The organism is Billgrantia sp. NRB1 (assembly GCF_056921725.1).
In genome coordinates, this window is the sequence record NZ_CM167783.1 from 416,808 (window position 1) to 440,836 (window position 24,029).

General features: G+C 64.6%; 15 protein-coding genes, 1 tRNA gene and 3 rRNA genes. 11 read left to right on the forward strand and 8 right to left on the reverse strand.

Annotated features, from left to right (window positions below; translation table 11 throughout):
• Positions 1 to 4 precede the first annotated feature (4 nt).
• The 4 genes from ACZIYR_RS01845 to prlC all read right to left on the reverse strand — a co-directional run bounded on the left by ACZIYR_RS01845 (position 5) and on the right by prlC (position 4,232).
• A complete protein-coding gene (locus ACZIYR_RS01845) occupies positions 5 to 988 on the reverse strand; it encodes a TAXI family TRAP transporter solute-binding subunit (RefSeq protein ID WP_473032185.1) in 984 nt (327 codons plus the stop codon).
• A 319-nt stretch (positions 989 to 1,307) separates the two neighbouring features.
• Positions 1,308 to 1,856, reverse strand: a complete 549-nt coding sequence (locus ACZIYR_RS01850; protein ID WP_483528031.1) for a Na/Pi symporter — start codon at positions 1,854 to 1,856, stop codon at positions 1,308 to 1,310.
• A 2-nt stretch (positions 1,857 to 1,858) separates the two neighbouring features.
• Positions 1,859 to 2,104: a YheV family putative zinc ribbon protein gene (locus ACZIYR_RS01855; protein ID WP_473032187.1), complete on the reverse strand. Its 246-nt coding sequence runs from the start codon at positions 2,102 to 2,104 to the stop codon at positions 1,859 to 1,861.
• Between the two features lie 79 nt (positions 2,105 to 2,183).
• Positions 2,184 to 4,232 (reverse strand): oligopeptidase A, encoded by a 2,049-nt coding sequence (gene prlC / locus ACZIYR_RS01860; protein ID WP_483528032.1) that lies wholly within the window; start codon positions 4,230 to 4,232, stop codon positions 2,184 to 2,186.
• A gap of 145 nt (positions 4,233 to 4,377) precedes the next feature.
• Here prlC and ACZIYR_RS01865 point away from each other — a divergent pair, with 145 nt between their 5' ends.
• The 3 genes from ACZIYR_RS01865 (at position 4,378) to ACZIYR_RS01875 (ending at position 7,057) form a co-directional block, all read left to right on the forward strand.
• Positions 4,378 to 5,718 (forward strand): sodium-dependent transporter, encoded by a 1,341-nt coding sequence (locus ACZIYR_RS01865; RefSeq protein WP_483528033.1) that lies wholly within the window; start codon positions 4,378 to 4,380, stop codon positions 5,716 to 5,718.
• Between the two features lie 56 nt (positions 5,719 to 5,774).
• Positions 5,775 to 6,314, forward strand: a complete 540-nt coding sequence (locus tag ACZIYR_RS01870) for a gamma carbonic anhydrase family protein (protein ID WP_473032189.1) — start codon at positions 5,775 to 5,777, stop codon at positions 6,312 to 6,314.
• Positions 6,315 to 6,385: 71 nt separating this feature from the next.
• On the forward strand, positions 6,386 to 7,057 hold the full coding sequence (locus ACZIYR_RS01875; protein WP_473032190.1) for a metal-dependent hydrolase: 672 nt from the start codon (positions 6,386 to 6,388) through the stop codon (positions 7,055 to 7,057).
• Here ACZIYR_RS01875 and ACZIYR_RS01880 read toward each other — a convergent pair.
• The 3 genes from ACZIYR_RS01880 to ACZIYR_RS01890 are packed head-to-tail and all read right to left on the reverse strand — an operon-like array spanning position 7,033 to position 11,119.
• A complete protein-coding gene (locus ACZIYR_RS01880) occupies positions 7,033 to 8,415 on the reverse strand; it encodes a sigma-54-dependent transcriptional regulator (protein ID WP_473034970.1) in 1,383 nt (460 codons plus the stop codon). The two genes, ACZIYR_RS01875 and ACZIYR_RS01880, sit on opposite strands and share 25 nt — an antisense overlap.
• Complete coding sequence (locus ACZIYR_RS01885) at positions 8,408 to 10,333, reverse strand: sensor histidine kinase (protein WP_483528034.1); 1,926 nt, start codon at positions 10,331 to 10,333, stop codon at positions 8,408 to 8,410. Before ACZIYR_RS01885 ends, ACZIYR_RS01880 begins: the two co-directional genes overlap by 8 nt.
• Before the next feature lie 12 nt (positions 10,334 to 10,345).
• Positions 10,346 to 11,119, reverse strand: coding sequence for a GntR family transcriptional regulator (locus ACZIYR_RS01890; RefSeq protein ID WP_483528035.1), 774 nt, complete (start codon positions 11,117 to 11,119; stop codon positions 10,346 to 10,348).
• A gap of 361 nt (positions 11,120 to 11,480) precedes the next feature.
• Here ACZIYR_RS01890 and lldD point away from each other — a divergent pair, with 361 nt between their 5' ends.
• The 7 genes from lldD (at position 11,481) to ACZIYR_RS01925 (ending at position 22,416) form a co-directional block, all read left to right on the forward strand.
• Positions 11,481 to 12,635, forward strand: a complete 1,155-nt coding sequence (gene lldD / locus ACZIYR_RS01895) for an FMN-dependent L-lactate dehydrogenase LldD (protein WP_483528036.1) — start codon at positions 11,481 to 11,483, stop codon at positions 12,633 to 12,635.
• A gap of 119 nt (positions 12,636 to 12,754) precedes the next feature.
• Positions 12,755 to 15,601: an FAD-binding and (Fe-S)-binding domain-containing protein gene (locus ACZIYR_RS01900; protein ID WP_483528037.1), complete on the forward strand. Its 2,847-nt coding sequence runs from the start codon at positions 12,755 to 12,757 to the stop codon at positions 15,599 to 15,601.
• A 631-nt stretch (positions 15,602 to 16,232) separates the two neighbouring features.
• Positions 16,233 to 17,770 (forward strand): 16S ribosomal RNA (locus ACZIYR_RS01905).
• Between the two features lie 70 nt (positions 17,771 to 17,840).
• Positions 17,841 to 17,917: transfer RNA gene (locus tag ACZIYR_RS01910), tRNA-Ile, on the forward strand.
• A 462-nt stretch (positions 17,918 to 18,379) separates the two neighbouring features.
• Positions 18,380 to 21,378, forward strand: a 23S ribosomal RNA gene (locus ACZIYR_RS01915).
• Between the two features lie 83 nt (positions 21,379 to 21,461).
• Positions 21,462 to 21,577: ribosomal RNA gene (rrf, locus tag ACZIYR_RS01920) — 5S ribosomal RNA — on the forward strand.
• The 16S, 23S and 5S rRNA genes sit together here with 1 tRNA gene alongside, the layout of an rRNA operon.
• Before the next feature lie 644 nt (positions 21,578 to 22,221).
• Positions 22,222 to 22,416 carry a hypothetical protein gene (locus ACZIYR_RS01925; protein ID WP_483528038.1) on the forward strand — a complete coding sequence of 65 codons (195 nt, stop codon included), beginning with the start codon at positions 22,222 to 22,224 and terminating at the stop codon, positions 22,414 to 22,416.
• A gap of 68 nt (positions 22,417 to 22,484) precedes the next feature.
• Here the strand turns inward: ACZIYR_RS01925 and ACZIYR_RS01930 are convergent, their stop codons facing one another.
• Entirely contained in the window at positions 22,485 to 23,324 is an 840-nt protein-coding gene (locus tag ACZIYR_RS01930) for a Tim44 domain-containing protein (protein WP_483528039.1), read from the reverse strand.
• Positions 23,325 to 23,449: 125 nt separating this feature from the next.
• Here ACZIYR_RS01930 and ACZIYR_RS01935 point away from each other — a divergent pair, with 125 nt between their 5' ends.
• Positions 23,450 to 24,025 (forward strand): isochorismatase family protein, encoded by a 576-nt coding sequence (locus tag ACZIYR_RS01935; protein ID WP_483528040.1) that lies wholly within the window; start codon positions 23,450 to 23,452, stop codon positions 24,023 to 24,025.
• Positions 24,026 to 24,029: the final 4 nt, after the last annotated feature.

Here is a 24,029-nt window from a genome sequence, read left to right on the forward strand (position 1 = left end):
ACGATCAGCCGCGCAGGTCTTCCGGAATGTCGTAGCCGTTCTCTTCGAACCAGCGCACGGCACCCGGATGCCACGGCAGGAAGGTGTTGTGCTCGTAGTTCTCGGGAACCGTCTCGCGGGCGGCGCCGTGGATCTGCACCATGCGATCGTGATTCTCCATCACGGTCTTGGTTACCTCATAGACCAGCGACTCCGGCATGTCCTTATGGGTGATGGCGAAGTTCCAGATGGAGATGGCCGGCAGATCCTCTTCCAGGCTGCTGTAGACGGAGGCCGGGATGGAGGCCGGGGAGAGCTCCGGGTAGTCGCCCAGCACCTGCTCCATTTCCGCTTCGGAGAAGGAGAAGATGTTGACGTTGGCCTGAGCCTCGAGCTGGCTGAAGGCTGAGATCGGAATGCCCGCGGCGAAGGCGAAGGCGTCGATCAGGCCGTCTTGGAGCTGGCCGGCCTGGTCAGAGGCGCCGCCGTTACGGGTGTCGACGTCGAGGCCGAGTTTTTCGAACAGCTGCGGGTAGTACATGTCCGAGGTGCCGCCGGCCGGGCCCACGCCCACGGTCATGCCGTCGAGGTCGGAGACCGAGGTGATGCCGGAGCCTTGTAGGGTGATGATCTGCAGGGTGGTCTGGTACATCGGGAAAACGGCCCGCACATCGGTGTGCTCGACGCCCGGCGCCAGCTCGCTTTCGCCGATCCAGGCCTGGTAGGCCGGGCCCATGGTCACCATGCCGAAGTCGTGCTCGCCCATCTGGACCAGAGTAGCGTTCTGCACCGGGCCGCCGGTGACTTCGGCACCGAAGGGCACGCCGAGGGCGTCGCCAACCATGTTGGCCCAGCCGGAGCCGTAGATGTAGTAGGTGCCCCCCTGGCTGGCGGTACCTACGGTCAGGCTGCGGGGCCAGTCGTCACGGTCGTCGGCCTGGGCGCCGGTCGCGATCAGGGCGGCGCCTAGACAGGTGCTCAGGATCAGCTTGGATGCGGTATGTCGCATGGTGTCACTCCGATTGCCTTGTCGTTATGAAGAGCGTAGCCCTCTCCGCGGGAAAGCGCTCGCTCATGAAAGATGCGTTGGCATACATCCGTCAGTATAGGCAAAGCCCGTGCCTTGGCGAATAAAAAGCCATTGCATCAAAGAGTTGTCGCAATCGAGTTCGACTAAGGTGGAAAGTGCCGGTTTTTCAATGGGCTGGAATTCCGCACGTGGCGAGCGCTCCGGTGTGCGGGTTTCCGCACGCCGGGGCGGCCTCAGTCCGAGCGTGGCGGCTCGCCGAGCGCGGCAATCAGTCGACTGGCCTGATGCAGGTCGTTCATCAGCGTGGAGGCCAGCCAGGGGGGCAGTCGCTGCCAGCGGAGCCGCTCTCGGCCAGGCCCGTCAGGGGGCCGCTCAGGCGGTAACGGCCGAGCAGCCCGACGGCGAGCAGCGGCATGGCGTACTGGGCCAGGTCGAAGCGCAGCCCGAAGCCGGCGATCAGCCAGGCCCCGGTGGTGGTGCCCAGGTTGGCGCCAAACAGCAGGGCGATGGCGCCGGTCAGGCTGACCAGTCCGGCGCCGACGAAGGACATGGCCAGCAGCGTGACCAGGGAGCTGGACTGCACCAGGGCGGTGGCCAGCGCACCGACGCCGATGGCGCGGGTGGGGGCGCGGGTGGCGGCGTGCAGCCAGCGGTCCAGGGTGCCGCCGGAGAGGCGCTTGACGGCCTCCTCCAGATGGCTCATGCCCCACAGGAAGAGACCGATGCCTGCCGCCAGGGTGGCCAGGTCCAGCCTGGCCAGCAGCAGCGCCGCCAGGGCGGCCAGGCCCAGCAGCTCCAGTCGTCGCCGGGCGCCCCGCTGCCTCTCGGCCGCTCCCTGGCGGGTCACCCTCAGTGGCTCCCGGGGTCGAGAATCCGCACGGGGGTGACGGTGTTGCGGCGCTGTTCTTCACGTTCGCGGTTGACGCGGGTCTCGAGCTCGGGGATGGCGTCATCCTCGATGGCTTGCTGCTCGAAGAAATCGCAGTTGACGCAGTCGCGGTAGCGGATGCCGTTCTGCTCCCAGGCGCGGATGCGGTCCATTGCGGCGCAGCGGGGACAGATGGCCCCGGCGATAAAGCGTTTTGGCACGGCCATGGTATCTCCCCTAATGTCAGCCGCCGGGCGTCCCCCGGCGGCAGGCTTCGGTGGGTGCCGCCAGGGGGCGGCACCGGCTTCAGGCGGCGCGAATACCGCTGTGGCGCAGCAGCGGCTCGACGCTGGGCTCGCGGCCGCGGAAGGCGCGGAACAGCTCCGCGGCATCGCGGGCACCGCCCGGCTCGAGGATCTCGCGACGGAAGCGCCGCCCGGTCTCGGCGTCGAAGATACCGCTTTCCTCGAAGGCGCTCCAAGCGTCGGCGGAGAGCACCTCGGCCCACTTGTAGCTGTAATAGCCTGCCGCATAGCCGCCGGCGAAGATATGGCTGAAGCCGTTCTGGAAGCGGTTGAAGGGGGCGCGGGGCACCACCGAGACGGCGTCGCGCACCGCGTCGAGCAGGGCCTGGACCTGGGCGGCGTCCGGGGCGGTCAGCTCGTGGTGCAGGCGCAGGTCGAACAGCGAGAACTCCAGCTGGCGCACCAGCCCCATGGCCGACTGGAAGTTCCTGGCCGCCTGCAGCCGCTCGAGCAGCTCGGCGGGCAGCGGCTCGCCGCTGTCGACGTGGCCGGCGATCAGGTCGAGCCCTTCGCGCTCCCAGCAGAAGTTCTCCATGAACTGGCTGGGCAGCTCCACCGCGTCCCAGGCCACGCCGTTGATGCCGGACACGTCGGCCACCGTCTGCCGGGTGAGCATGTGGTGCAGGCCGTGGCCGAACTCGTGGAACAGGGTGGTGACCTCGTCGTGGGTCAACAGCGCCGGGCGATCGCCCACCGGACGGGTGAAGTTGCAGGTCAGGTAGGCCACCGGCAGCTGCAGGGTGTCGCCCTCCAGGCGGCGGACACGGCACTCGTCCATCCAGGCGCCGCCGCGCTTGCCCTCACGGGCGTAGAGATCCAGGTAGAAGCCGGCGATGGGCGTCTCCCCCTCCAGGATGCGGAAGAAGCGCACGTCGGGGTGATAGCGCGGCGCCTCGGCATCCTCCACGAAGGTGACGCCGAACAGGCGCTCCACCACCCGGAAGAGGCCGTCCACCACCCGCGGGGCGGGGAAGTAGGGCCGCAGCTGCTCCTGGGAGATGGCGTGGCGCGCCTCGCGCAGCTTCTCGCTGGCGTAGCCCACGTCCCAGGGGGCGAGCTCGTTCAGGCCCAGCGCATCGCGAGCGTAGGTCTCGAGCTCGGCAAACTCCTCGCGGGCCTGGGGCACGGCGCGTCGGGCCAGGTCCTCAAGGAAGTCAAGCACCTGACGCGGTGACTCGGCCATCTTGGTGGCCAGCGACAGGTCGGCATAGGTGGTGAAACCCAGCAGCTCGGCGAGTTCGTGGCGCAGGGCCAGGGTCTCCTCGATGATCGGGGCGTTGTCGTACTCGCCGGCATGGGGGCCCTGGTCGGAAGCGCGGGTGATGAAGGCGGTGTAGACCTCGCGGCGCAGCTCGCGGTCGTCGGCGAAGGTCAGCACCGGATAGAAGCTCGGAAAGTCCAGGGTGATGCGGTAGCCGTCGATGCCCTTGGCCTCGGCGTTGGCCGCCAGGGTGGCCAGGGCGCTGTCGGGCAGTCCGGCCAGTCGTTCGGCCTCGGCGATGTCCTTGTGCCAGGCCTGGGTGGCATCCAGCAGCTGGTTGGAGAAGGTATTGCCAAGAGCGGAGAGGCGCGCCTTGATCTCGCCGTAGCGCTGCTTCTTTTCCGCCGGCAGGTCGACGCCGGCCAGGTGGAAGTCGCGCAGGGTGTTGTCGACGCTGCGCCGCTGGGCCTCGTCGAGGCTGTCCCAGGCGGGGCCCTCCTTGAGTGCGCGCCAGGCACGGAACAGCCCCTCGTGCTGGCCGAGCCAGGTGCTGTACGCGGAGAGCGGCTCCAGACAGGCCTGATACGCCTCGCGCAGGGCCGGCGAGTTCATGGTGCCGTTGAGGTGCGAGACCGGTGACCAGGCCCGGGCGAGACGGTCGTTGAGGGCCTCCAGGGGAGCCGCCAGGCTCTCCCAGCTGGGCGTCTCCTGCTCGGCCTGGGCGACCAGGCGGTCGATGGCGGCGCGATTGTCGGCTAGCAGCTTCTCGATGGCCGGCGCCACGTGCTCAGGCAGGATCTCCTCGAAGGGCGGCAGGTCGTGGGCGTCGAGCAGGGGGTTGTGGGACATGCGCACCTCTAATGCGGCTGGGGGAACGGTCAATGATGACGTTAGATGCGGCCGAGAGCAGCGGGTTTCAATGCCGTCAAAGGGTTTGGTGCCGCTAATGCCGGCCTGATAGGCTTGCGGGCTTTCCCCCTGAGAGGTCGACGGCATGAGTGCAACCCTGGAGCGCTGGAGCACGCGGCGCGCCTTCATCCTGGCGGTGACCGGCGCGGCGGTGGGGCTGGGCAATATCTGGCGCTTTCCCTACATCACCGGCGAGAACGGCGGGGCCGCCTTCCTGGTGCTCTATATCGCCTTCGTGCTGTTGCTGGGCCTGCCGGTGATGATGGCCGAGATCCTGGTCGGCCGCGCCGGTCGGCGCAGCCCCATGCAGTCGCTGGGCCACCTGGCCGCGGCGGCCGGGGCCAGCGGCCACTGGCGGCTGCTGGGGCTGTTCGGCGCCTTTACGGTATTCTGCATCCTCTCGTTCTATTCGGTGGTCTCCGGGTGGTCGATCGAGTTTCTGATCAGCTCGGTGAACGGTGACTTCGTCGGTCGCAGCGCCGCCGAGATCGGCGCCGGCTTCGAGGCCTTCCTCGCCGATCCGCGGCGCATGACCTTCAACCATACGCTGTTTCTGTTCATGACCATGACGGTGGTGGCCGCCGGGGTGGCCAAGGGGCTCGAGCGGCTCAACAACCTGCTGATGCCGCTGCTCTATCTGTTGCTGGTGCTGCTGGCCGGCTATGCCGCTACCACCGAGGGGTTCGGCCCGGCGTTGACCTGGCTGTTCCAGCCGGACTTTTCCGCCATCACGCCGGTAGTGGTGCTGCACGCCATGGGCCATGCGTTCTTCACCCTGGCGGTGGGGGCCTGTGCGCTGATGGCCTATGGTGCCTATATGCCCGACCGCCAGAGCCTGCCCCAGGCCGCCGGCGCGGTGGCGGTGCTCGACGTGACCGTGGCGCTGCTCGCCGGCATCGCGATCTTCTCGGTGGTGTTCGCCCAGGGCATGGACCCCGGCGAGGGGCCGGGGCTGATGTTCGTCACCCTTCCGGTGGCCTTCGCCGAGCTGCCATGGGGGGCGCTGTGGCTCAGCGTCTTCTTCCTGCTGCTGCTGCTGGCGACCTGGACCTCGTCGATCAACCTGGCCGAGCCGATGGTGGCCACCCTGCAGGGGTTGGGGCTCAAGCGCGGCCAGGCGGCGGGCATCATCGGGGTAGCGGTGTGGCTGGTGGGCCTGCTCTCGGTGCTGTCGTTCTCGACGCTGGCCGACTGGCGGCCGGTGGCGGGCATGAACGTCTTCGACCTGGTGACGACGATTCCCACCGAGTTCTTCCTGCCGGTGGGCGGCCTGCTGATCGCGATCTTCGCCGCCTGGGTGATGCGTCGGGAGGACGCCCGCGCCGCTCTAAACGTGGGCGAGGCGGGGTTCCGGCTGTGGCAGGGGGTGGTGCGCTGGGTCTCCATCCCGCTGACCCTGGTGGTGCTGGCGGCCAGCCTGCTTTGAGCGGGTCTGACTGAAACGAAAGCGGCCGGCCGCTGGCCGGCAGAGGGAGGTGAACGATGAGCAGTGATTCCCTGCGCCCCTGGAAGGGGGTGATGCCCGCGCGGGGCGAGCGGGTCTATGTGGATCCGGCCAGCGTGGTGCTGGGCGACGTGGTGCTGGGCGACGACTGCTCGGTATGGCCCATGGCGGTGGTGCGCGGCGACATGCACCGTATCCGCATCGGCGCCCGAGTGAGCGTGCAGGATGGCAGCGTGCTGCACATCACCCATGCCAGCGACTTCAATCCCGACGGCTTCCCGCTGACCATCGGCGACGATGTCACCATCGGCCACAAGGCGATCCTGCATGGCTGCACGCTGGGCAGTCGCATCCTGGTGGGCATGGGCGCCATCGTCATGGATGGCGCCGTGGTGGAGGACGAGGTGATCATTGCCGCCGGGGCGGTGGTGACCCCGGGCAAGCGGCTCGAGGGCGGTCACGTCTATGCCGGCAACCCGGCCAGGGCGCTGCGGCCGATCAAGGAGAGCGAGCGCGCCTTCTTCCCCTACACCGCGGCCAACTACGTCAGGCTCAAGGACGAATATCTCGCGTCCTAACCCATTGTTTTACCATGCCGGCGCGGGCGATAATCTGGTGATTTATCCAGCTATCGAGGGCTCGCCCCGGCATGGCCAACTTTCGCACCCATCTTGGCGTGGCCGCCGCCGGCGGCGCGGTGCTGGCTCATGGTGGCTGGCAGGCCGGCCTGTGGGACCTGTGGCAGGGGGCGGCGGTACTGGGGCTGGTGACCTTCGGCGGCATCCTGCCCGATATCGACGCCGACCGCTCGAAGGCGATCCGCCTGATCTTCAACCTGCTGGCGGTGCCGGCGGTGGTCCTCGGCGCGCTGCTGCTGCAGTCGCGGCTGGCACCGGGGCCGCTGCTGATGGCCTGCGGCGGCCTCTATCTGGTCGTGCGCTATCTGGCCGGGGCGCTGTTCTCCCGTTTCACCGTGCATCGCGGCATCTGGCACTCGCTGCTGGCCGCCGGGCTCTGCGGGCTGGCCGCGGCGGCGCTGAGCTTTCGGCTGCTGGATCAGCCGGAGCGGCTGGCGTGGCTGCACGGGCTCGCCGTGACGGTGGGCTTCGTCATCCATCTCGCCCTCGACGAGTGCTATAGCGTCGATCTGACCGGGGCGCGCATCAAGCGCTCCTTCGGCACCGCGATCAAGCCGTTTGACTGGAAGGTGCCCGGCAACACCCTGGCGATGCTGATGGCGGGGTTGGCGCTGGCCCCCTGGCTGCCCTCCTGGCCGGTGCTGTGGGGGCTGCTGGGTCAGGGCGCAGCCTTGTGGCGATAGTCCTCGGCTTTCAGGCTGTACTTGCGCAGCTTGTCGTAGAGGGTCTTGCGCGGCAGCCCCAGATGCTCGCACACCTCGGTGATGCGTCCATGGTGGCTGGCCAGCGACTGGCTGATCAGGCTCTTCTCGAACAGCTCCACCTGCTGGGGCAGGGCCAGCTCGCTGGTCTCGGTCTCGACCCCCTCGAGCAGGGCGTCGAGGCGGTAGTCGAAGGCCGAGCCCAGCAGCACATAGCGCTCGGCCAGGTTGCGTAGCTCGCGCACGTTGCCCGGCCAGTCGTGGGCCATCAGCGTCGAGGTGTCGCTGGTATCCAGCGGCGGCATCTCCAGGCCGCTGCGGTTGGACGCGACCACCGCGAAGTGCTGGAACAGCAGCGGGATGTCCTCGCGACGCTCGCGCAGGGCGGGGATCGGCAGGGTCACCACGTTGAGGCGGTAGTAGAGGTCCTCGCGAAACTCCCCGGCCTCGGCGGCGGCCTTGAGGTCGACCTTGGTGGCGGCGATCACCCGGATATCCAGCGGCACCGGCTCGTTGGCGCCGAGACGCTCCACGCAGCGCTCCTGCAGCACCCGCAGCAGCTTGACCTGCAGCGCCAGGGGCATCGACTCGATCTCGTCGAGGAAGACGGTGCCGCCGTTGGCGTGCTCGAACTTGCCGATGCGCCGCTCCACGGCGCCGGTGAAGGCGCCCTTCTCGTGGCCGAACAGCTCCGATTCGATGATGCTTTCGGGCACCGCGCCGCAGTTGATGGCCACGAAGGGGTGGCCGCCCCGGGGGCTGCGCTCGTGGATGGCTCGCGCCACCAGATCCTTGCCGGTGCCGGTCTCACCAAACAGCAGCACGTCGGTCTCCACCTGGCCGATACGCTGCACCATGGAAGCCAGGCGCTGGATCGCCGGGGTACGCCCCACCAGGCGCGGGCCGGGGGCCGACTGCTGGGCTTCCAGCTCCGCCTTGAGGCGGCGGTTCTCCAGGCTCAGGCGGCGCTTCTCGATGCCGCGACGCACCATCTCCACCAGCCGCTCGCCGGCGAAGGGCTTCTCCAGGAAATCCCAGGCGCCTTCGCGCATGGCCTCCACGGCGGTGGAGATATCGCCGTGGCCGGTGATCAGTATGACCGGCAGATCGGGGTCGCGAAGCCGTACCTCCCGCAGCAGGGCCATGCCGTCCATGCCGGGCATGCGGATATCGCTGACGATCACCCCCGGGAAGTCCGGCATCAGGGAGGCCAGCGCGCTTTCGGCGCTCTCATGGGGCTCGGGCAGGTAGCCGGCCAGCTCCAGGGTCTGACCGGCGGTGATCCGCAGATGGGGCTCGTCGTCGATGATCAGGACCGGGGCGGTCGCCGGCTCATGCATGGGATGACTGCTCCTGGGAGTGCGTAGGGGGGTGGCGATCGGGGCTGCTCTCACGCGGCAGGATAATGGTGAACAGGGCGCCGCCGCCAGGCCGGTTGGCGGCGGCAAGGTGGCCGCCGAGATCATCGATGATGCGCGAGGAGATCGACAGGCCAAGCCCCAGCCCGCTGCCGGGCGACTTGGTGGTGAAGAAGGGTTCGAAGATGCGCGGCAGATGCGGCTCGGCGATGCCGGGGCCGTTGTCGGCCACGCCGATGCGAACCTGCTTGCCGTCGCGCTCGATGCTCAGCGTCAGGCGCGGGTCGGGGGTGTTGGCCATGGCCTGGAGCGCGTTGCCGATCAGGTTGACCAGCACCTGCTCCAGGCGCACCAGGTCGGCCTGGACCCAGATGTCCTCGTCCGCCCAGGCGCGCTCGACCGCCACCCCGGCGCTGCGTAGCCGCCCCTGATAGAGGCGCAGGGCGTAGTCGAAGCAGGCGGGCACCGAGACGGGGGTCAGGGCGCCGCCGCTCTTGCGCGAGAACTGGCGCAGCTGGGCGCTGATCTCGGCCATGCGCGAGGTGAGATCGACGATCTGCTCGAGGTTGCTGTTGGCGGCCTCCAGGCGCGACCGCTCGAGGAAGGCGCGGGCGTTCTCGGCATAGGCGCGGATGGCGGCCAGCGGCTGGTTGAGCTCGTGGTTGATGCCGGCAGCAAGCTGGCCCAGCACCGCCAGCTTGGCGGCCTGGATCAGCTCGTCCTGGGTCTGGCGCAGGCTCTCCTCCGCGCGGCGGCGCTCCTCGATTTCGCCCGAGAGGCGGCGATTGGTCTCGACCAGGTCGCGGGTGCGCCGGGCCACGTTGCGCTCCAGCTCGTCGCGGGCGTGGGCCAGGGTGCGCCGCTCGCGCTCGGCAAACAGCTCCCGTTCGCGGCGTAGCCGCAGGCGCTGCCAGCCAACGCCGCCGGCCAGCACGACCACGCCGTAGAGGCCGCCGGCGAGAGCGGCGGCGAGCCACTGCGCCTGGTAGACGCTGTCGAGCGGCTTGAGGATATGCATGTCCCAGCCATAGGCGTTCATGTGGCGGGTCAGGCCGAGGTAGCGCGCCTCCGAGAGGGGGCCATGAGTGAACTTGACCAGGCGGCTGCCGTCCGGGCGCCGCTCCTCGACCTCGATATGGGAAGGGGGCAGAGGCTCGTCGGCGTAGCGTCGGGTGGCGAGCAGCGTTTCGCGCTCCTCATCCGACAGCGGCTGCAGGGCCGCCATGCGCAGCTCCGGGCGACTGGCCATGAAGATGATGTCGTCGCCGTCGCTGACCAGCAGCTCGGCGTCCTGCTCCGCCCAGCTCTCCTCCACGGCGTCGAGCAGCACCTTGACCACCATGACGCCGTCGGGGCGGGCATCGGGGGAGGTCTCATCGAGCCATACCGGGGCCGAAAAGTAGTAGCCGCGTTCGAGCGACTGGGTGCCGAGCCCGAAGAAGCGACCGCGGCCTCCGGCGATGGCATCCTGGTAGTAGCTGCGAAAGGCGTAGTTGTGGCCGATGAAGGTGTTCTCCATATGCCAGTTGCTGGCGGCCAGGGTGGTGCCGTGACGATCGAGTAGGTAGACGTCGGACACGTTGGCTACGGCGCGGAACTGGTCCAGCAGCCGGTTGAGCAGCATGGGATCCTGAGGCCCCCGCCGGGCGAGAAAGCGCTTGACCATCTCGCGGGACGCCAGCAGCTGCGGCAGGTAGTCGTGGCGGGTAAGGTGACCTTCGAGGCCGGCCGCCGAGAGGCGCAGCTCATTCTCGGCTTCGCGAACCAGGCTCTGCAGGGCCTGCTCGCGGGCCACCTGGGCGGCCTGCCAGGCGGTCAAGGCCAGGCCCAGAGACAGCAGCGACAGCAGCAGCCAGCGCAGCGGACGGCGTAGCCGGGGAGGGCGAAGCGGGGGACTCAACGGCAGGCGTCCTCAGCTGCTGTGTTCGGGTAGTGCCTGGGCGCGACGCAGGGCGCGCTGGGCGCGGGTCTCGGCGCGCTCCATCTCCAGCAGCTCCTCCTCGACGAAGACCAGGTGCTCGTGGGCCCTGGCGCGAGCATCCTCGGCCCGGCCCTCTAGGATGGCGTCCAGCAGCGCGCGGTGCTGCTTCATCAGCAGCGGGCGCGACTGGGGCTTCTCGAACAGGTGGGCTAGGTTGTCGACGATGCTCTTCTCCAGCAGGTGGAAGATGCCGCGGATGGTATGCAGCAGCAGCACATTATGGCCAGCCTCGGCGATGGCCAGGTGGAAGGCGGCGTCGGCCTTGGCCTCGAGCTCCGGGTCGCGTCCGGCGAAGCAGGCCTCCAGCTCCTCGAAGCGCTTGATCAGCATCGCCTTGTCGGCGGGGGTCGAACGCAGGGCGGCGTAGTAGGCGGAGATGCCCTCCATGGCGTCGCGAAATTCGAGCAGGTCGAGGTGAAACTCCTGATGCCGGGAGAGCATGTCCAGCAGCGGGTCGCTGTAGCCGCTGTTGAGCTCATGGGTCACGAAGGTGCCGCCGCCCTGGCGACTGGTCAGCAGGCCGCGGGTGGATAGCTTCTGGATGGCTTCGCGTAGCGAAGGGCGCGAAACGCCGAAGCGCTCGGCCAGCTCGCGCTCCGGGGGGAGGCGCTGCCCCGGCTTCAGGCTGCCTTCGAGGATCATGGCCTCGAGGCGCTCGGTGATCACATCGGCCAGCTTGGGCTGGCGCAGGGTCTGATAGGTCATGCAGCGGTTCCTGAAGAGCCGTCGGGGATCTTAATTGGTCTTACCAATAATGGCGCGATTTTCAGCGCGATGCAATGCAGCAGGCTCGACAAAACTCATCCGGATATCAGCGAGTTGTCCGGGAGTTCTCGCCATTAATACCAAAGTATAGGGCGCTGTGGCCGGTAAAAGCCCCTCTCCGGTTTGACACTGCGGAGGGCTGCCCCTAAGGTTCTCAGACTTATTTCGGTCAATTGGTTTTACCAATTTCCCGCTATTGCGGTGCGCTTCGTCCGCCTATTCTGCCAATTCCCGCTGAGTGCTTGCCAGGATCTCTGCGGTCATACGGCTCGGGCGGCGCATCAACTGCACAGGGTTCGCCATGATCATTTCAGCATCCACGGACTACCGCCAAGCAGCAAGGCGCCGTATTCCCCCTTTTCTCTTTCACTACGCTGACGGGGGCGCCTACGCCGAACATACGCTGCGGCGTAACGTCGAGGACCTGGCCGGTATTGCCTTGCGCCAGCGCGTACTGAAGGACATGTCGACCCTGTCGCTTTCGACCGAGCTGTTCGGTGAGCCGCTCGCCATGCCGGTGGCGCTGGCACCGGTCGGGCTGACCGGCATGTACGCCAGGCGCGGCGAGGTTCAGGCGGCACGCGCCGCTGCCAGCAAGGGGATCCCCTTCACGCTGTCGACGGTATCGGTGTGTCCCATCGATGAGGTGGCCTCTGCGGTCGATCGTCCCATCTGGTTTCAGCTCTATGTGCTCAAGGACAGGGGCTTCATGAAGCATGTCCTGGAGAAAGCCAAGGCGGCCGGCGTCAAGACGCTGGTCTTCACGGTCGACATGCCGGTGCCGGGGGCGCGCTATCGTGATGCGCATTCCGGCATGAGCGGCAAGCACGCGCCGATTCGGCGCATGCTCCAGGCGGCGACGCACCCCTTCTGGGCCTGGGACGTTGGCATTCACGGTCGCCCTCATGACCTGGGTAACGTGTCGGAGTACCGCGGCCAGCCGACCGAGCTCGAAGACTACATCGCCTGGCTAGGGGACAACTTCGACCCTTCCATCTCTTGGAAGGACCTGGAGTGGATTCGCGAACTCTGGGACGGTCCGATGATCATCAAGGGAATACTCGACGCCGATGATGCCCGTGACGCGGTCCGCTTCGGCGCGGATGGCATCGTCGTCTCCAATCACGGCGGTCGCCAGCTCGACGGGGTTCCTTCGACGGCGCGGGCCCTGCCGGCCATCGCCGATGCGGTAAAGGGCGATCTTGCCATTCTTGCCGATTCCGGCGTGCGCAACGGCCTGGATGTCGTGCGGATGATCGCCCTGGGCGCCGACACCGTGCTGCTGGGACGCGCTTTCCTCTATGCGCTTGCCACTGCCGGCGAGTCGGGCGTTGCCCACCTGCTCGACCTCTTCGAAAAGGAGATGCGGGTGGCGATGACGCTCACCGGTGCGCGCAGCATTGCCGATCTCGGACCCAGCTCGCTGGTGGCGGGCGCCAGCCAAGAGATCGGCTGAATGACCGGGCTGGCCTCCCGCCATGCTAGGGGCCGGCTCGACGACCGCCTCGCCGTGAGCCTCTCCCTGCCTGGCGTTGCAACGCTTGCCCCTACCACTTCCGCTGATCGAGAGCCGCCATGAACGCCCCCTACAAGCAACTGCTCGAAGCCCTGCGCGGCACGCTCCCCCCCGAGCGGCTGATCGACGATCCGCTGCGCACCCTGGCCTACGGCACCGATGCCAGCTTCTATCGCCTGGTGCCTCAGCTGGTGGTGCGGCCCGAAACGGAAGAGGAGCTGATGACGGTGCTGGCCGAGTGCCGCTCGCGCCGGCTGCCGGTGACCTTTCGCGCCGCCGGGACTTCCCTCTCCGGGCAGGCGGTCACCGATTCGGTGCTGATCCAGATGGGCGAGGGCTGGCGTGGCCATGAAATCCTCGAGGCGGGCCGCGCGATTCGGCTGCAGCCCGGGGTGATCGGGGCGAGGGCCAATGCGCTGTTGGCCCCCTACGGCCGCAAGATCGGTCCGGACCCGGCCTCTATCGGCAGCTGCATGATCGGCGGTATCGCTGCCAACAACGCCTCGGGCATGTGCTGCGGCACCGCGCAGAACAGCTATCGCACGGTGCGCGACCTGCGGGTGATCCTCGCCGACGGCACCCGGCTGGATACGGCGGATCCGGCCAGCGTTGCCGCCTTTCGCCGTCGCCATGCCGCGCTCGTGGAGGGGCTGGAGCGTCTCGCGGCCGAGACCCGCGGCAACGAGGCGCTGGCCGAGCGCATCCGCCACAAGTACCGGCTCAAGAATACCACCGGCTACGCCCTCAACAGCCTGGTGGACTTCGACGATGGCATCGAGATCCTCAAGCACCTGATGATCGGCTCCGAGGGCACCCTGGGCTTCATCAGCACCATCACCTACGACACCGTGGTGGATGAGCCGCTGAAGGCGGCGGCGCTGGCCTTCTTCCCCGACATGGCCGCCACCTGCCGGGCCACCATCGCCCTCAAGCAGGCGCCGGTGTCAGCGGTGGAGCTGATGGATCGCGCCGCACTGCATTCGGTGGAAGACCAGGCCGGCATGCCGGCGGTGCTCAAGACGCTGCCCGAAGGGGCGGCGGCGCTGCTGGTGGATGTGCGCGGCAACGACGATGACGAGCTCGCGGCGCGTCTCACCGAGGTTCAGGCGACCCTGGAGGGCATCGAGACCCTGGAGCCGGTGGCCTTCACCCGCGTCGCCGCCACCTACGCGCTCTACTGGAAGATCCGCAAGGGGCTCTTTCCCGCCGTGGGGGCGGTGCGCGAGACCGGCACCACCGTGATCATCGAGGACGTGGCCTTCCCCATCGAACGCCTCGACGAGGGCGTGCTGGCGCTGACCGATATCTTCCACCGCCACGGCTATCACGACGCCATCCTCTTCGGCCATGCCCTGGAGGGCAATCTGCACTTCGTCTTCCCCCAGGGCTTCGAGAAGTCCGGCGAGGTGGAGCGCTACCAGGCGCTGATGGATGAGGTGGCCCAGCTGGTCGGCGTCGAATATGGCGGCTCGCTCAAGGCCGAACACGGCACCGGACGCAATATGGCACCCTACGTGGAGCTGGAATGGGGGCCCGAGGCCTACGCCCTGATGTGGGAGATCAAGGCGCTGTTCGACCCGGAGAACCTGCTCAATCCCGAGGTGATCCTGAGCCGCAATCCGACCCTGCACCTGGAAAATCTCAAACCGCTGCCCGCTGCCGATCCCATCGTCGACAAGTGCATCGAGTGCGGCTTCTGCGAGCATGTCTGCCCGTCGCGGGATCTGACCCTGACCCCGCGTCAGCGGATCGTCATCGCCCGCGAGATGGCCCGGCTCGAGGCGCTTGGTGACAGCCTCGACGCCCGGGAAACCGAGCGACTAGCGCGGCTGCGCCAGGACTATCGCTACGCCGGTGACGAGACCTGTGCGGTGGACGGCCTCTGTGCCACCCAGTGCCCGGTGGGTATCAACACCGGCGAGCTGGTTCGCGAGATGCGTCATCGTCGACTGAGCCACCGTGCCGGCCTGGCACGTCGAATCGGCCGCCACTTCGACGGCGCCACCCGGGCGGCTCGCGGTGTGCTCGGCCTGGCCGGCATCGGTCGTCGGGTGCTGGGCGATCGAGGGCTGTCGAAGGTCAGCGGCGCGGTCACTCGGCTCAGCGGTAACCGAGTGCCCCAGTGGGTCCCGGCACTCCCCAAGGCGGCGCCGATCCGAGTGCTCGCGCAGCCGACGCGCTCATCGGCCGGCAAAGACAAGGTGGTCTACCTGCCCTCCTGCGCCACCCGGGTCTTTGGGGCCAGCTACGGCGATGACGAGAGTCGTTCGATCATGGAGATTACCCTGACGTTGCTTGAGCGGGCCGGCTTCGAGGTGATCGTGCCCCAGCAGAGCGGGCGGCTCTGCTGCGGGATGGCGTTCCAGTCCAAGGGGCAGTTCGATGAGGCGACCGCCAAGGCCCAGGAGCTCAATCGGGAGCTGCTGGTGGCCAGCCAGAACGGTCGCTATCCGGTGATCAGCGATACCAGCCCCTGCGTGCTGCATATCCAGTCGCGGCTCGACGAGCGACTCTTGCTGCAGGAGCCGGTTGCCTTCGCCCATGACCACCTGCTGCCCAGGCTTGAGCTCTCGCCCCTCGACGAGCGGGTGGCGGTGCATGTCACCTGCTCCAGCACCCATATGGGCCTGGGCGACAAGATGGTCGGCCTGGCACGGGCCTGTGCTCGTGAGGTGGTAGTTCCCGCCGAGATTACCTGCTGCGGCTTCGCCGGCGACAAGGGGCTGGTGACCCCGGAGCTCAATGCCTCGGCGCTCAAGGGGCTGGCGGTTCAGGTGGCCGACTGCGACGCCGGCTATTCCAATTCGCGCACCTGCGAGATTGGCCTGTCCCAGCACGGCGGAATCCCCTATCGTTCGATCCTCTCCCTGCTGGACCGGGCGAGCCGTGCCAAACCGGCGAGCTGACTCGGCTGTCATCCACAGGCGGTGGGCTGTCGGAGGGGGTGTGGATCGTTTCGCCGGCCGAGCGGAAAGTTTTTTACAAGTGGGCTTGCGTCCGGCGGGGGAAAGCCGTAAAGTACGCATCCGCTGCCGGCGACGGGCAACGTTGCAGGCGGTGACGAGAGTGGTAAGTGGTTGTCTCGCTTTGGGTTTTTCGAATCGCTTCGCAAAATTCCGACTTGACGCTCGCGGCGGATTTGGTAGAATGCGCCCCACTCGATACAGAGGCCCGTCAGGGGCTCTGGGCGGCCACCAGCAACGCTGGGCTTCGACGCCAGGCTCACGACAGTGAGGCGGCGAAGAGAGTTGACAAACTCGGCCGGTTCAGTAGAATATGCCTTCCTCGCAGGGTGCTGGCGAGGCCGGAAGCTCCGGTCACGGCGGCAAGCGAGACGCTCCGCTCCTTGGGTTGAAAAAAGGGGAGTTTGGAGCCGCTCTTTAACAATCGATCAGGTAATTCATGTGGGCGCTTGTCGATGAGGTGGTGAGAAGTCACACCATTATCAAGGCAAGCGACTCGTCAAACGAGACGTTTGAACCTTGAGCCAAGTTTGGTTCGCTTCCTCCTTCGGGAGGGCAAGAACTATATGATCTTAAACTGAAGAGTTTGATCATGGCTCAGATTGAACGCTGGCGGCAGGCCTAACACATGCAAGTCGAGCGGAAACGACGGGAGCTTGCTCCCGGGTGTCGAGCGGCGGACGGGTGAGTAATGCATAGGAATCTGCCCGGTAGTGGGGGATAACCTGGGGAAACTCAGGCTAATACCGCATACGTCCTACGGGAGAAAGCAGGGGCTCTTCGGACCTTGCGCTATCGGATGAGCCTATGTCGGATTAGCTAGTTGGTGAGGTAATGGCTCACCAAGGCGACGATCCGTAGCTGGTCTGAGAGGATGATCAGCCACATCGGGACTGAGACACGGCCCGAACTCCTACGGGAGGCAGCAGTGGGGAATATTGGACAATGGGGGCAACCCTGATCCAGCCATGCCGCGTGTGTGAAGAAGGCTTTCGGGTTGTAAAGCACTTTCAGTGGGGAAGAAGGCTTTCGGGTTAATACCCCGGAAGAAGGACATCACCCACAGAAGAAGCACCGGCTAACTCCGTGCCAGCAGCCGCGGTAATACGGAGGGTGCGAGCGTTAATCGGAATTACTGGGCGTAAAGCGCGCGTAGGTGGCTTGATAAGCCGGTTGTGAAAGCCCCGGGCTCAACCTGGGAACGGCATCCGGAACTGTCAGGCTAGAGTGCAGGAGAGGAAGGTAGAATTCCCGGTGTAGCGGTGAAATGCGTAGAGATCGGGAGGAATACCAGTGGCGAAGGCGGCCTTCTGGACTGACACTGACACTGAGGTGCGAAAGCGTGGGTAGCAAACAGGATTAGATACCCTGGTAGTCCACGCCGTAAACGATGTCGACTAGCCGTTGGGTCCTTCGCGGACTTTGTGGCGCAGTTAACGCGATAAGTCGACCGCCTGGGGAGTACGGCCGCAAGGTTAAAACTCAAATGAATTGACGGGGGCCCGCACAAGCGGTGGAGCATGTGGTTTAATTCGATGCAACGCGAAGAACCTTACCTACCCTTGACATCGTGCGAAGTTTCCAGAGATGGATTCGTGCCTTCGGGAGCGCACAGACAGGTGCTGCATGGCTGTCGTCAGCTCGTGTTGTGAAATGTTGGGTTAAGTCCCGTAACGAGCGCAACCCTTGTCCCTATTTGCCAGCGATTCGGTCGGGAACTCTAGGGAGACTGCCGGTGACAAACCGGAGGAAGGTGGGGACGACGTCAAGTCATCATGGCCCTTACGGGTAGGGCTACACACGTGCTACAATGGTCGGTACAAAGGGTTGCCAACTCGCGAGAGTGCGCTAATCCCATAAAGCCGATCTCAGTCCGGATCGGAGTCTGCAACTCGACTCCGTGAAGTCGGAATCGCTAGTAATCGTGAATCAGAATGTCACGGTGAATACGTTCCCGGGCCTTGTACACACCGCCCGTCACACCATGGGAGTGGACTGCACCAGAAGTGGTTAGCCTAACTTCGGAGGGCGATCACCACGGTGTGGTTCATGACTGGGGTGAAGTCGTAACAAGGTAGCCGTAGGGGAACCTGCGGCTGGATCACCTCCTTAAACGACATATCGCCGCCTCGCGGCAAGTGCTCACAATGAATTACCTGATCGGCCAGAGCAAAGACTGTTTGGGTCTGTAGCTCAGTTGGTTAGAGCGCACCCCTGATAAGGGTGAGGTCGGCAGTTCAAGTCTGCCCAGACCCACCAATCTCTAGCCTTAAGCTATAAGCTTGAAGCTGTAAGATAACCCCCTTGGAATCGCGAGCTAGGGTTAGCTTGAAGCTTATGGCTTACAGCTTACAGTGGTTTTAGGGGCCTTAGCTCAGCTGGGAGAGCGCCGTGCCTTGCACGTCAGGTGGTCAGCCTGGGGTCGCGCACGACTTCGATCCCGCTTGGCTCCACCATCTTCTCAGCCTTAAGCCGTAAGCTTGAGGCTGTAAGAAAACCCCATCAAAACAGTCTGATGTCAGCGCTAAGCAATGAGCTTTGATGATGCCATAAAGGTGTTCACTTAAAGCTTACTGCTTAGGGCTTACCGCTCTAAATGCTCTTTAACAATGTGAATCATGCTGACAAGTTCCTTTCTGAGAAGAAAGGACATGAGATACGTCTCAAGCGTATCCGGCAATTGTCGTACGTAATCGCCGACCAGACCCTTTCGGGTTATATGGTCAAGCGATTAAGCGCATACGGTGGATGCCTAGGCAGCCAGAGGCGATGAAAGACGTGGAAGCCTGCGATAAGGCTCGGCGAGGTGGCAAACAACCTGTGACCCGGGCATCTCTGAATGGGGAAACCCACCCTGCATCAGCAGGGTATCCCACACTGAATCCATAGGTGTTGGGAGGCGAACCGGGGGAACTGAAACATCTAAGTACCCCGAGGAAAAGAAATCAACCGAGATTCCCCCAGTAGCGGCGAGCGAACGGGGACCAGCCCTTAAGCTGGTGAATGGTTAGGCGAACGCGCTGGGAAGCGCGACCATAGCGGGTGATAGTCCCGTAGCCGAAAGCCTGATCCAGTGAAATCGAGTAGGTCGGGGCACGTGAAACCTTGACTGAAGACGGGGGGACCATCCTCCAAGGCTAAATACTCCTGGCTGACCGATAGTGAACCAGTACCGTGAGGGAAAGGCGAAAAGAACCCCGGCGAGGGGAGTGAAATAGATCCTGAAACCGTATGCGTACAAGCAGTGGGAGCACGCTCGTCGTGTGACCGCGTACCTTTTGTATAATGGGTCAGCGACTTATATTCAGTGGCGAGCTTAACCGATTAGGGGAGGCGTAGGGAAACCGAGTCTTAACTGGGCGACCAGTCGCTGGATATAGACCCGAAACCGGGCGATCTATCCATGAGCAGGTTGAAGGTTGAGTAACATCAACTGGAGGACCGAACCAGGATCTGTTGAAAAAGATTTGGATGACTTGTGGATCGGAGTGAAAGGCTAATCAAGCCCGGAGATAGCTGGTTCTCCTCGAAAGCTATTTAGGTAGCGCCTCACGTATCACCACCGGGGGTAGAGCACTGTTTCGGCTAGGGGGTCATCCCGACTTACCAACCCGAGGCAAACTCCGAATACCGGTGAGTGCCAGCGTGGGAGACACACAGCGGGTGCTAACGTCCGTTGTGAAAAGGGAAACAACCCAGACCGTCAGCTAAGGTCCCCAAATCCTGGTTAAGTGGGAAACGATGTGGGAAGGCTCAGACAGCTAGGAGGTTGGCTTAGAAGCAGCCATCCTTTAAAGAAAGCGTAATAGCTCACTAGTCGAGTCGGCCTGCGCGGAAGATGTAACGGGGCTAAACCAGGTACCGAAGCTACGGGCTTGTGTGCATCACCCAAAGCTATTCGTTTACGCGAGCGAAGCGAGCGAAAGCGCCCAACAATAGTCGAGTTGGTCGCCAACGTAAGCCGAGCCAGCAGCGAGTGGTTTTCGGGATGCACACAAGCGGTAGAGGAGCGTCGTGTACGCCGACGAAGGTGAGTCGAGAGGCTTGCTGGAGGTATCACGAGTGCGAATGCTGACATGAGTAACGACAAGGGGAGTGAAAAACTCCCCCGCCGGAAGACCAAGGGTTTCTGTTCGACGCTAATCGGAGCAGAGTGAGTCGGCCCCTAAGGCGAGGCCGAAAGGCGTAGTCGATGGGAAACGGGTCAATATTCCCGTACCTCACTGTATTGCGATGGGGGGACGAAGAAGGCTAGGTGAGCCAGGCGTTGGTTGTCCTGGTGAAAGCTTGTAGGCTGGGGGTTCAGGCAAATCCGGATCCCTAAGGCCGAGAAGCGAGACGAACACCCCACGGGGTGGAAGTCATCGATGCCACGCTTCCAGGAAAAGCCTCTAAGCTTCAGATACAGTGGGACCGTACCCCAAACCGACACAGGTGGTCAGGTAGAGAATACCCAGGCGCTTGAGAGAACTCGGGTGAAGGAACTAGGCAAAATGGTGCCGTAACTTCGGGAGAAGGCACGCCGCCACTACGTGAAGGCCCTCGCGGCCGGAGCGGAAGGCGGTCGAAGATACCAGGTGGCTGCAACTGTTTATTAAAAACACAGCACTCTGCAAACGCGTAAGCGGACGTATAGGGTGTGACGCCTGCCCGGTGCCGGAAGGTTAATTGATGGTGTTAGCCCTCGGGCGAAGCTCCTGATCGAAGCCCCGGTAAACGGCGGCCGTAACTATAACGGTCCTAAGGTAGCGAAATTCCTTGTCGGGTAAGTTCCGACCTGCACGAATGGCGTAATGATGGCCACGCTGTCTCCACCCGAGACTCAGTGAAATTGAAATCGCAGTGAAGATGCTGTGTACCCGCGGCTAGACGGAAAGACCCCGTGAACCTTTACTATAGCTTCACACTGGACGCTGATGTTGCCTGTGTAGGATAGCTGGGAGGCTTGGAAACCCGGACGCCAGTTCGGGTGGAGCCAACCTTGAAATACCAGCCTGGCATCATTGGCGTTCTAACTCAGGTCCGTGATCCGGATCGAGGACAGTGTGTGGTGGGTAGTTTGACTGGGGCGGTCTCCTCCCAAAGCGTAACGGAGGAGCACGAAGGTACCCTCAGCACGGTCGGAAATCGTGCAATGAGTGCAAGAGCATAAGGGTGCTTAACTGCGAGACAGACACGTCGAGCAGGTACGAAAGTAGGTTCTAGTGATCCGGTGGTTCTGTATGGAAGGGCCATCGCTCAACGGATAAAAGGTACTCCGGGGATAACAGGCTGATACCGCCCAAGAGTTCACATCGACGGCGGTGTTTGGCACCTCGATGTCGGCTCATCACATCCTGGGGCTGAAGTCGGTCCCAAGGGTATGGCTGTTCGCCATTTAAAGTGGTACGCGAGCTGGGTTTAGAACGTCGTGAGACAGTTCGGTCCCTATCTGCCGTGGGCGTTGGATGTTTGAGAAGAGCTGCTCCTAGTACGAGAGGACCGGAGTGGACGCACCTCTGGTGTTCCGGTTGTCACGCCAGTGGCATTGCCGGGTAGCTATGTGCGGACGGGATAACCGCTGAAAGCATCTAAGCGGGAAGCCCCCTTCAAGATGAGACATCCCCGAGGCCTCGAGCCTCCTGAAGGGCCCAGCGAGACCAGCTGGTTGATAGGCCGGGTGTGGAAGCGCTGCAAGGCGTTGAGCTAACCGGTACTAATGGCCCGTGAGGCTTGACCATATAACCCCAAGGGGTCTGCGCATTGCGCGCGACATTGACGGATACGACGAGACGTAGCGTCGGCATGATTCCAACCGTTTTCGCCTGACGACCATAGCGAGTGGGAACCACCTGATCCCTTGCCGAACTCAGCAGTGAAACCGCTCAGCGCCGATGGTAGTGTGGGGCTTCCCCATGCGAGAGTAGGTCATCGTCAGGCACTTATACCGAGAAAACCCCGGACATTTCAATGTTCGGGGTTTTTTCATGGGCATGGGTCAGCCCGCTCTTTATTCGTGGGGCCGCTTCGCGGGCCGGCCCCTCGCAGGCTCGGGGCGTTCGAGCGCCCTCGCGGCGGTGCCGCGAAGAGCCGGGCGCTCTCACCCCCATGCGAGAGTAGCGGAGCGCCGCCCGGGTCCTCGTCAGGCATTTATTTAGAAAAGCCCCGCGTTCGAAAGAGCGCGGGGCTTTTCGCATTGTCAGACACTTAGTCAGAAACCCCGGCCAAATGGTCGGGGTTTCGTCGTATAGGGGCGGTCTTCGATCAGGCTCGTGACAGTTCGTTACAGAGCGTTTCCCGATGCAGGTGGCAGCGACTTTGCCTGGGCACTAGGGTAAATCTTGGGTTCATCGCACTTTAGCGTGAACATGTCTGGCAGGTTTTATGGTGGGAGGCCGGCTCTGCCGGGCGAAGGCGCCGCAGGCGCCCCATGGGTAGCGCTGCACACTACTTCGTCGAAGCGTCGAACCGGAGCTAAAGTCGAGGCGTCGAACCGTCCCTCCCACAGGGCAAGTTCATGCCAGTCTGCGATGAACCAAATCTTGTCGCTCTCCATAACGGAGCGTTCTCAGGAGGAGACACCCATGAAGCGAGATGTGATGCGTACGTTGGGCCTGATGCTGCTGGTAATGATGTTGGCAGGAGGGCTGGTGGCCTGTCAGGACGATCCCGGACCGGCCGAAGAGGCGGGACAGGAGATCGACGAGGTCATGGAGGACGCTGGCGAGAGCGTCGAGGAGATGGGCGAAGAGATCCAGGATGCTGCCGAGGGTGAATGATCGCCCCTGGCGGTGATGCGCAAAGGCCGGGCGATATTGCCCGGCCTTTTGGTCACTGCCTGACGGTTTTAGGCTGACGGGTTCTGCTCGATGCCCTGCAGGTACCAGGGGGCGTCGTCGCGCAGTTCGCGGATCAGGTGCCAGGTCTCGTTGAATTCGGTCTGCTCACCGTTCTCATCCAGGATACCGTGGAAAATGACGGTGGCCTCGGCCTGCGTGCCGACCTCGCGGATGTCCCCCATCTCGGCAAAGAGGCGCACGATCTCGGTACGGTTGTTGGCCGGATGCCGGGCGCGTTCCTCGCGCAGCAGGTTATAGAGCTCGGGGGTCACGTACTCCTGGATGCCGCTGAAGTCATGGTTGTCCCAGGCTCGCTGCAGGGTCATGAAATGCTCCTTGGCACCCGACAGGAAGCGCTCGCGGTCGAACCACTCCGGCTCGTTGGCGAAGGCGCTACCGCCGCTCAGCGGGGTGCTGGCCTGAAAGGCCTGAGCGCCGGGCTGGGGGGCGCTGGCGGAGGGCTCGCTGGAGGCCTGGGGTGCCGTGCCGCCTGCCCCCGCCATGGCGGTGCGGCGGCGGAGAAACCAGATCACCGCAAAGGCCAGGCCGGCCATCAGCAGGATATCCATCATGCGCAGCTCATCGAAGGCCCCGCCGAAGAAGAGGGCGGCGAGCAGGCCGCCGGCGAGCAGGCCGCCGAGCATGCCGGGCATGCGCGAGCCGCCGGCGGCCTGGGACTGGCTCTGGCGGGCCGGGGCTGCCTGGTTGGGTGCCGCGGCGGGACGGTCGGCCGAGCGTGAGAAACTGCCGACATTGCCGCCACCGCCCATGCGGCGGGCTTCCGCATAGTCCATGGCCGGGCCAAGCGTCAGGAATCCGACGACCAGCATGACGAGGAATTGACGCATGAGAAGACTCCGTGTAGTGAGATGGCTCGTAAAGTGTTCAGGCCGTCCATTCTAGCCGGTATGCTGGCCGGAGGTGGAGCAGATGGTGGCGCCTACCGACCGATAACAGAACAAGAGGAGCACACATGCGCATACAAGCTGACGAGAGCCTGCTGTTGATCGTCGATCTGCAGGCCGGCCTGCTGCCGGTGGTCGAGGGGGGCGAGCAGGCGGTGACCGAGGCGGCCTGGCTGGGCGGCGTTGCTGAGGCCCTGGACATCCCGGTGTGGGTGACCGAGCAGTATCCGCAAGGCATGGGGGGCAGTGAGCCACGCCTGCTCGAGGCCCTGCCGAAGCACCGCCTGTGGCAGAAGGTGCATTTCAACGCCCACGAGGAGTCCGACTTCGCCGGCGCCCTGGCCGACAGCGGCAGGCGCCAGGTCGTGCTGTGCGGTACCGAAGCGCACATCTGCGTGATGCAGACCGGGCTCGGGCTGCTCGAGGCGGGCTACGAGGTCTACTGGCTGTCCGATGCGGCGGTGAGCCGGCGCGCCGAGGAAGCGAGCCTGGCTCGCGAGCGCATGACGCGCTCGGGCGCGGTGCCGGTGAGTGCCGACATGGTGGCCTACGAGTGGCTGCACCGCTGCGACAGCGAACGCTTCAAGGATGTCCACCGTCGCTTTTTGAAGCCGCGGTCGCCGCGCCCGCTGCGTTTTTTCTAAACAG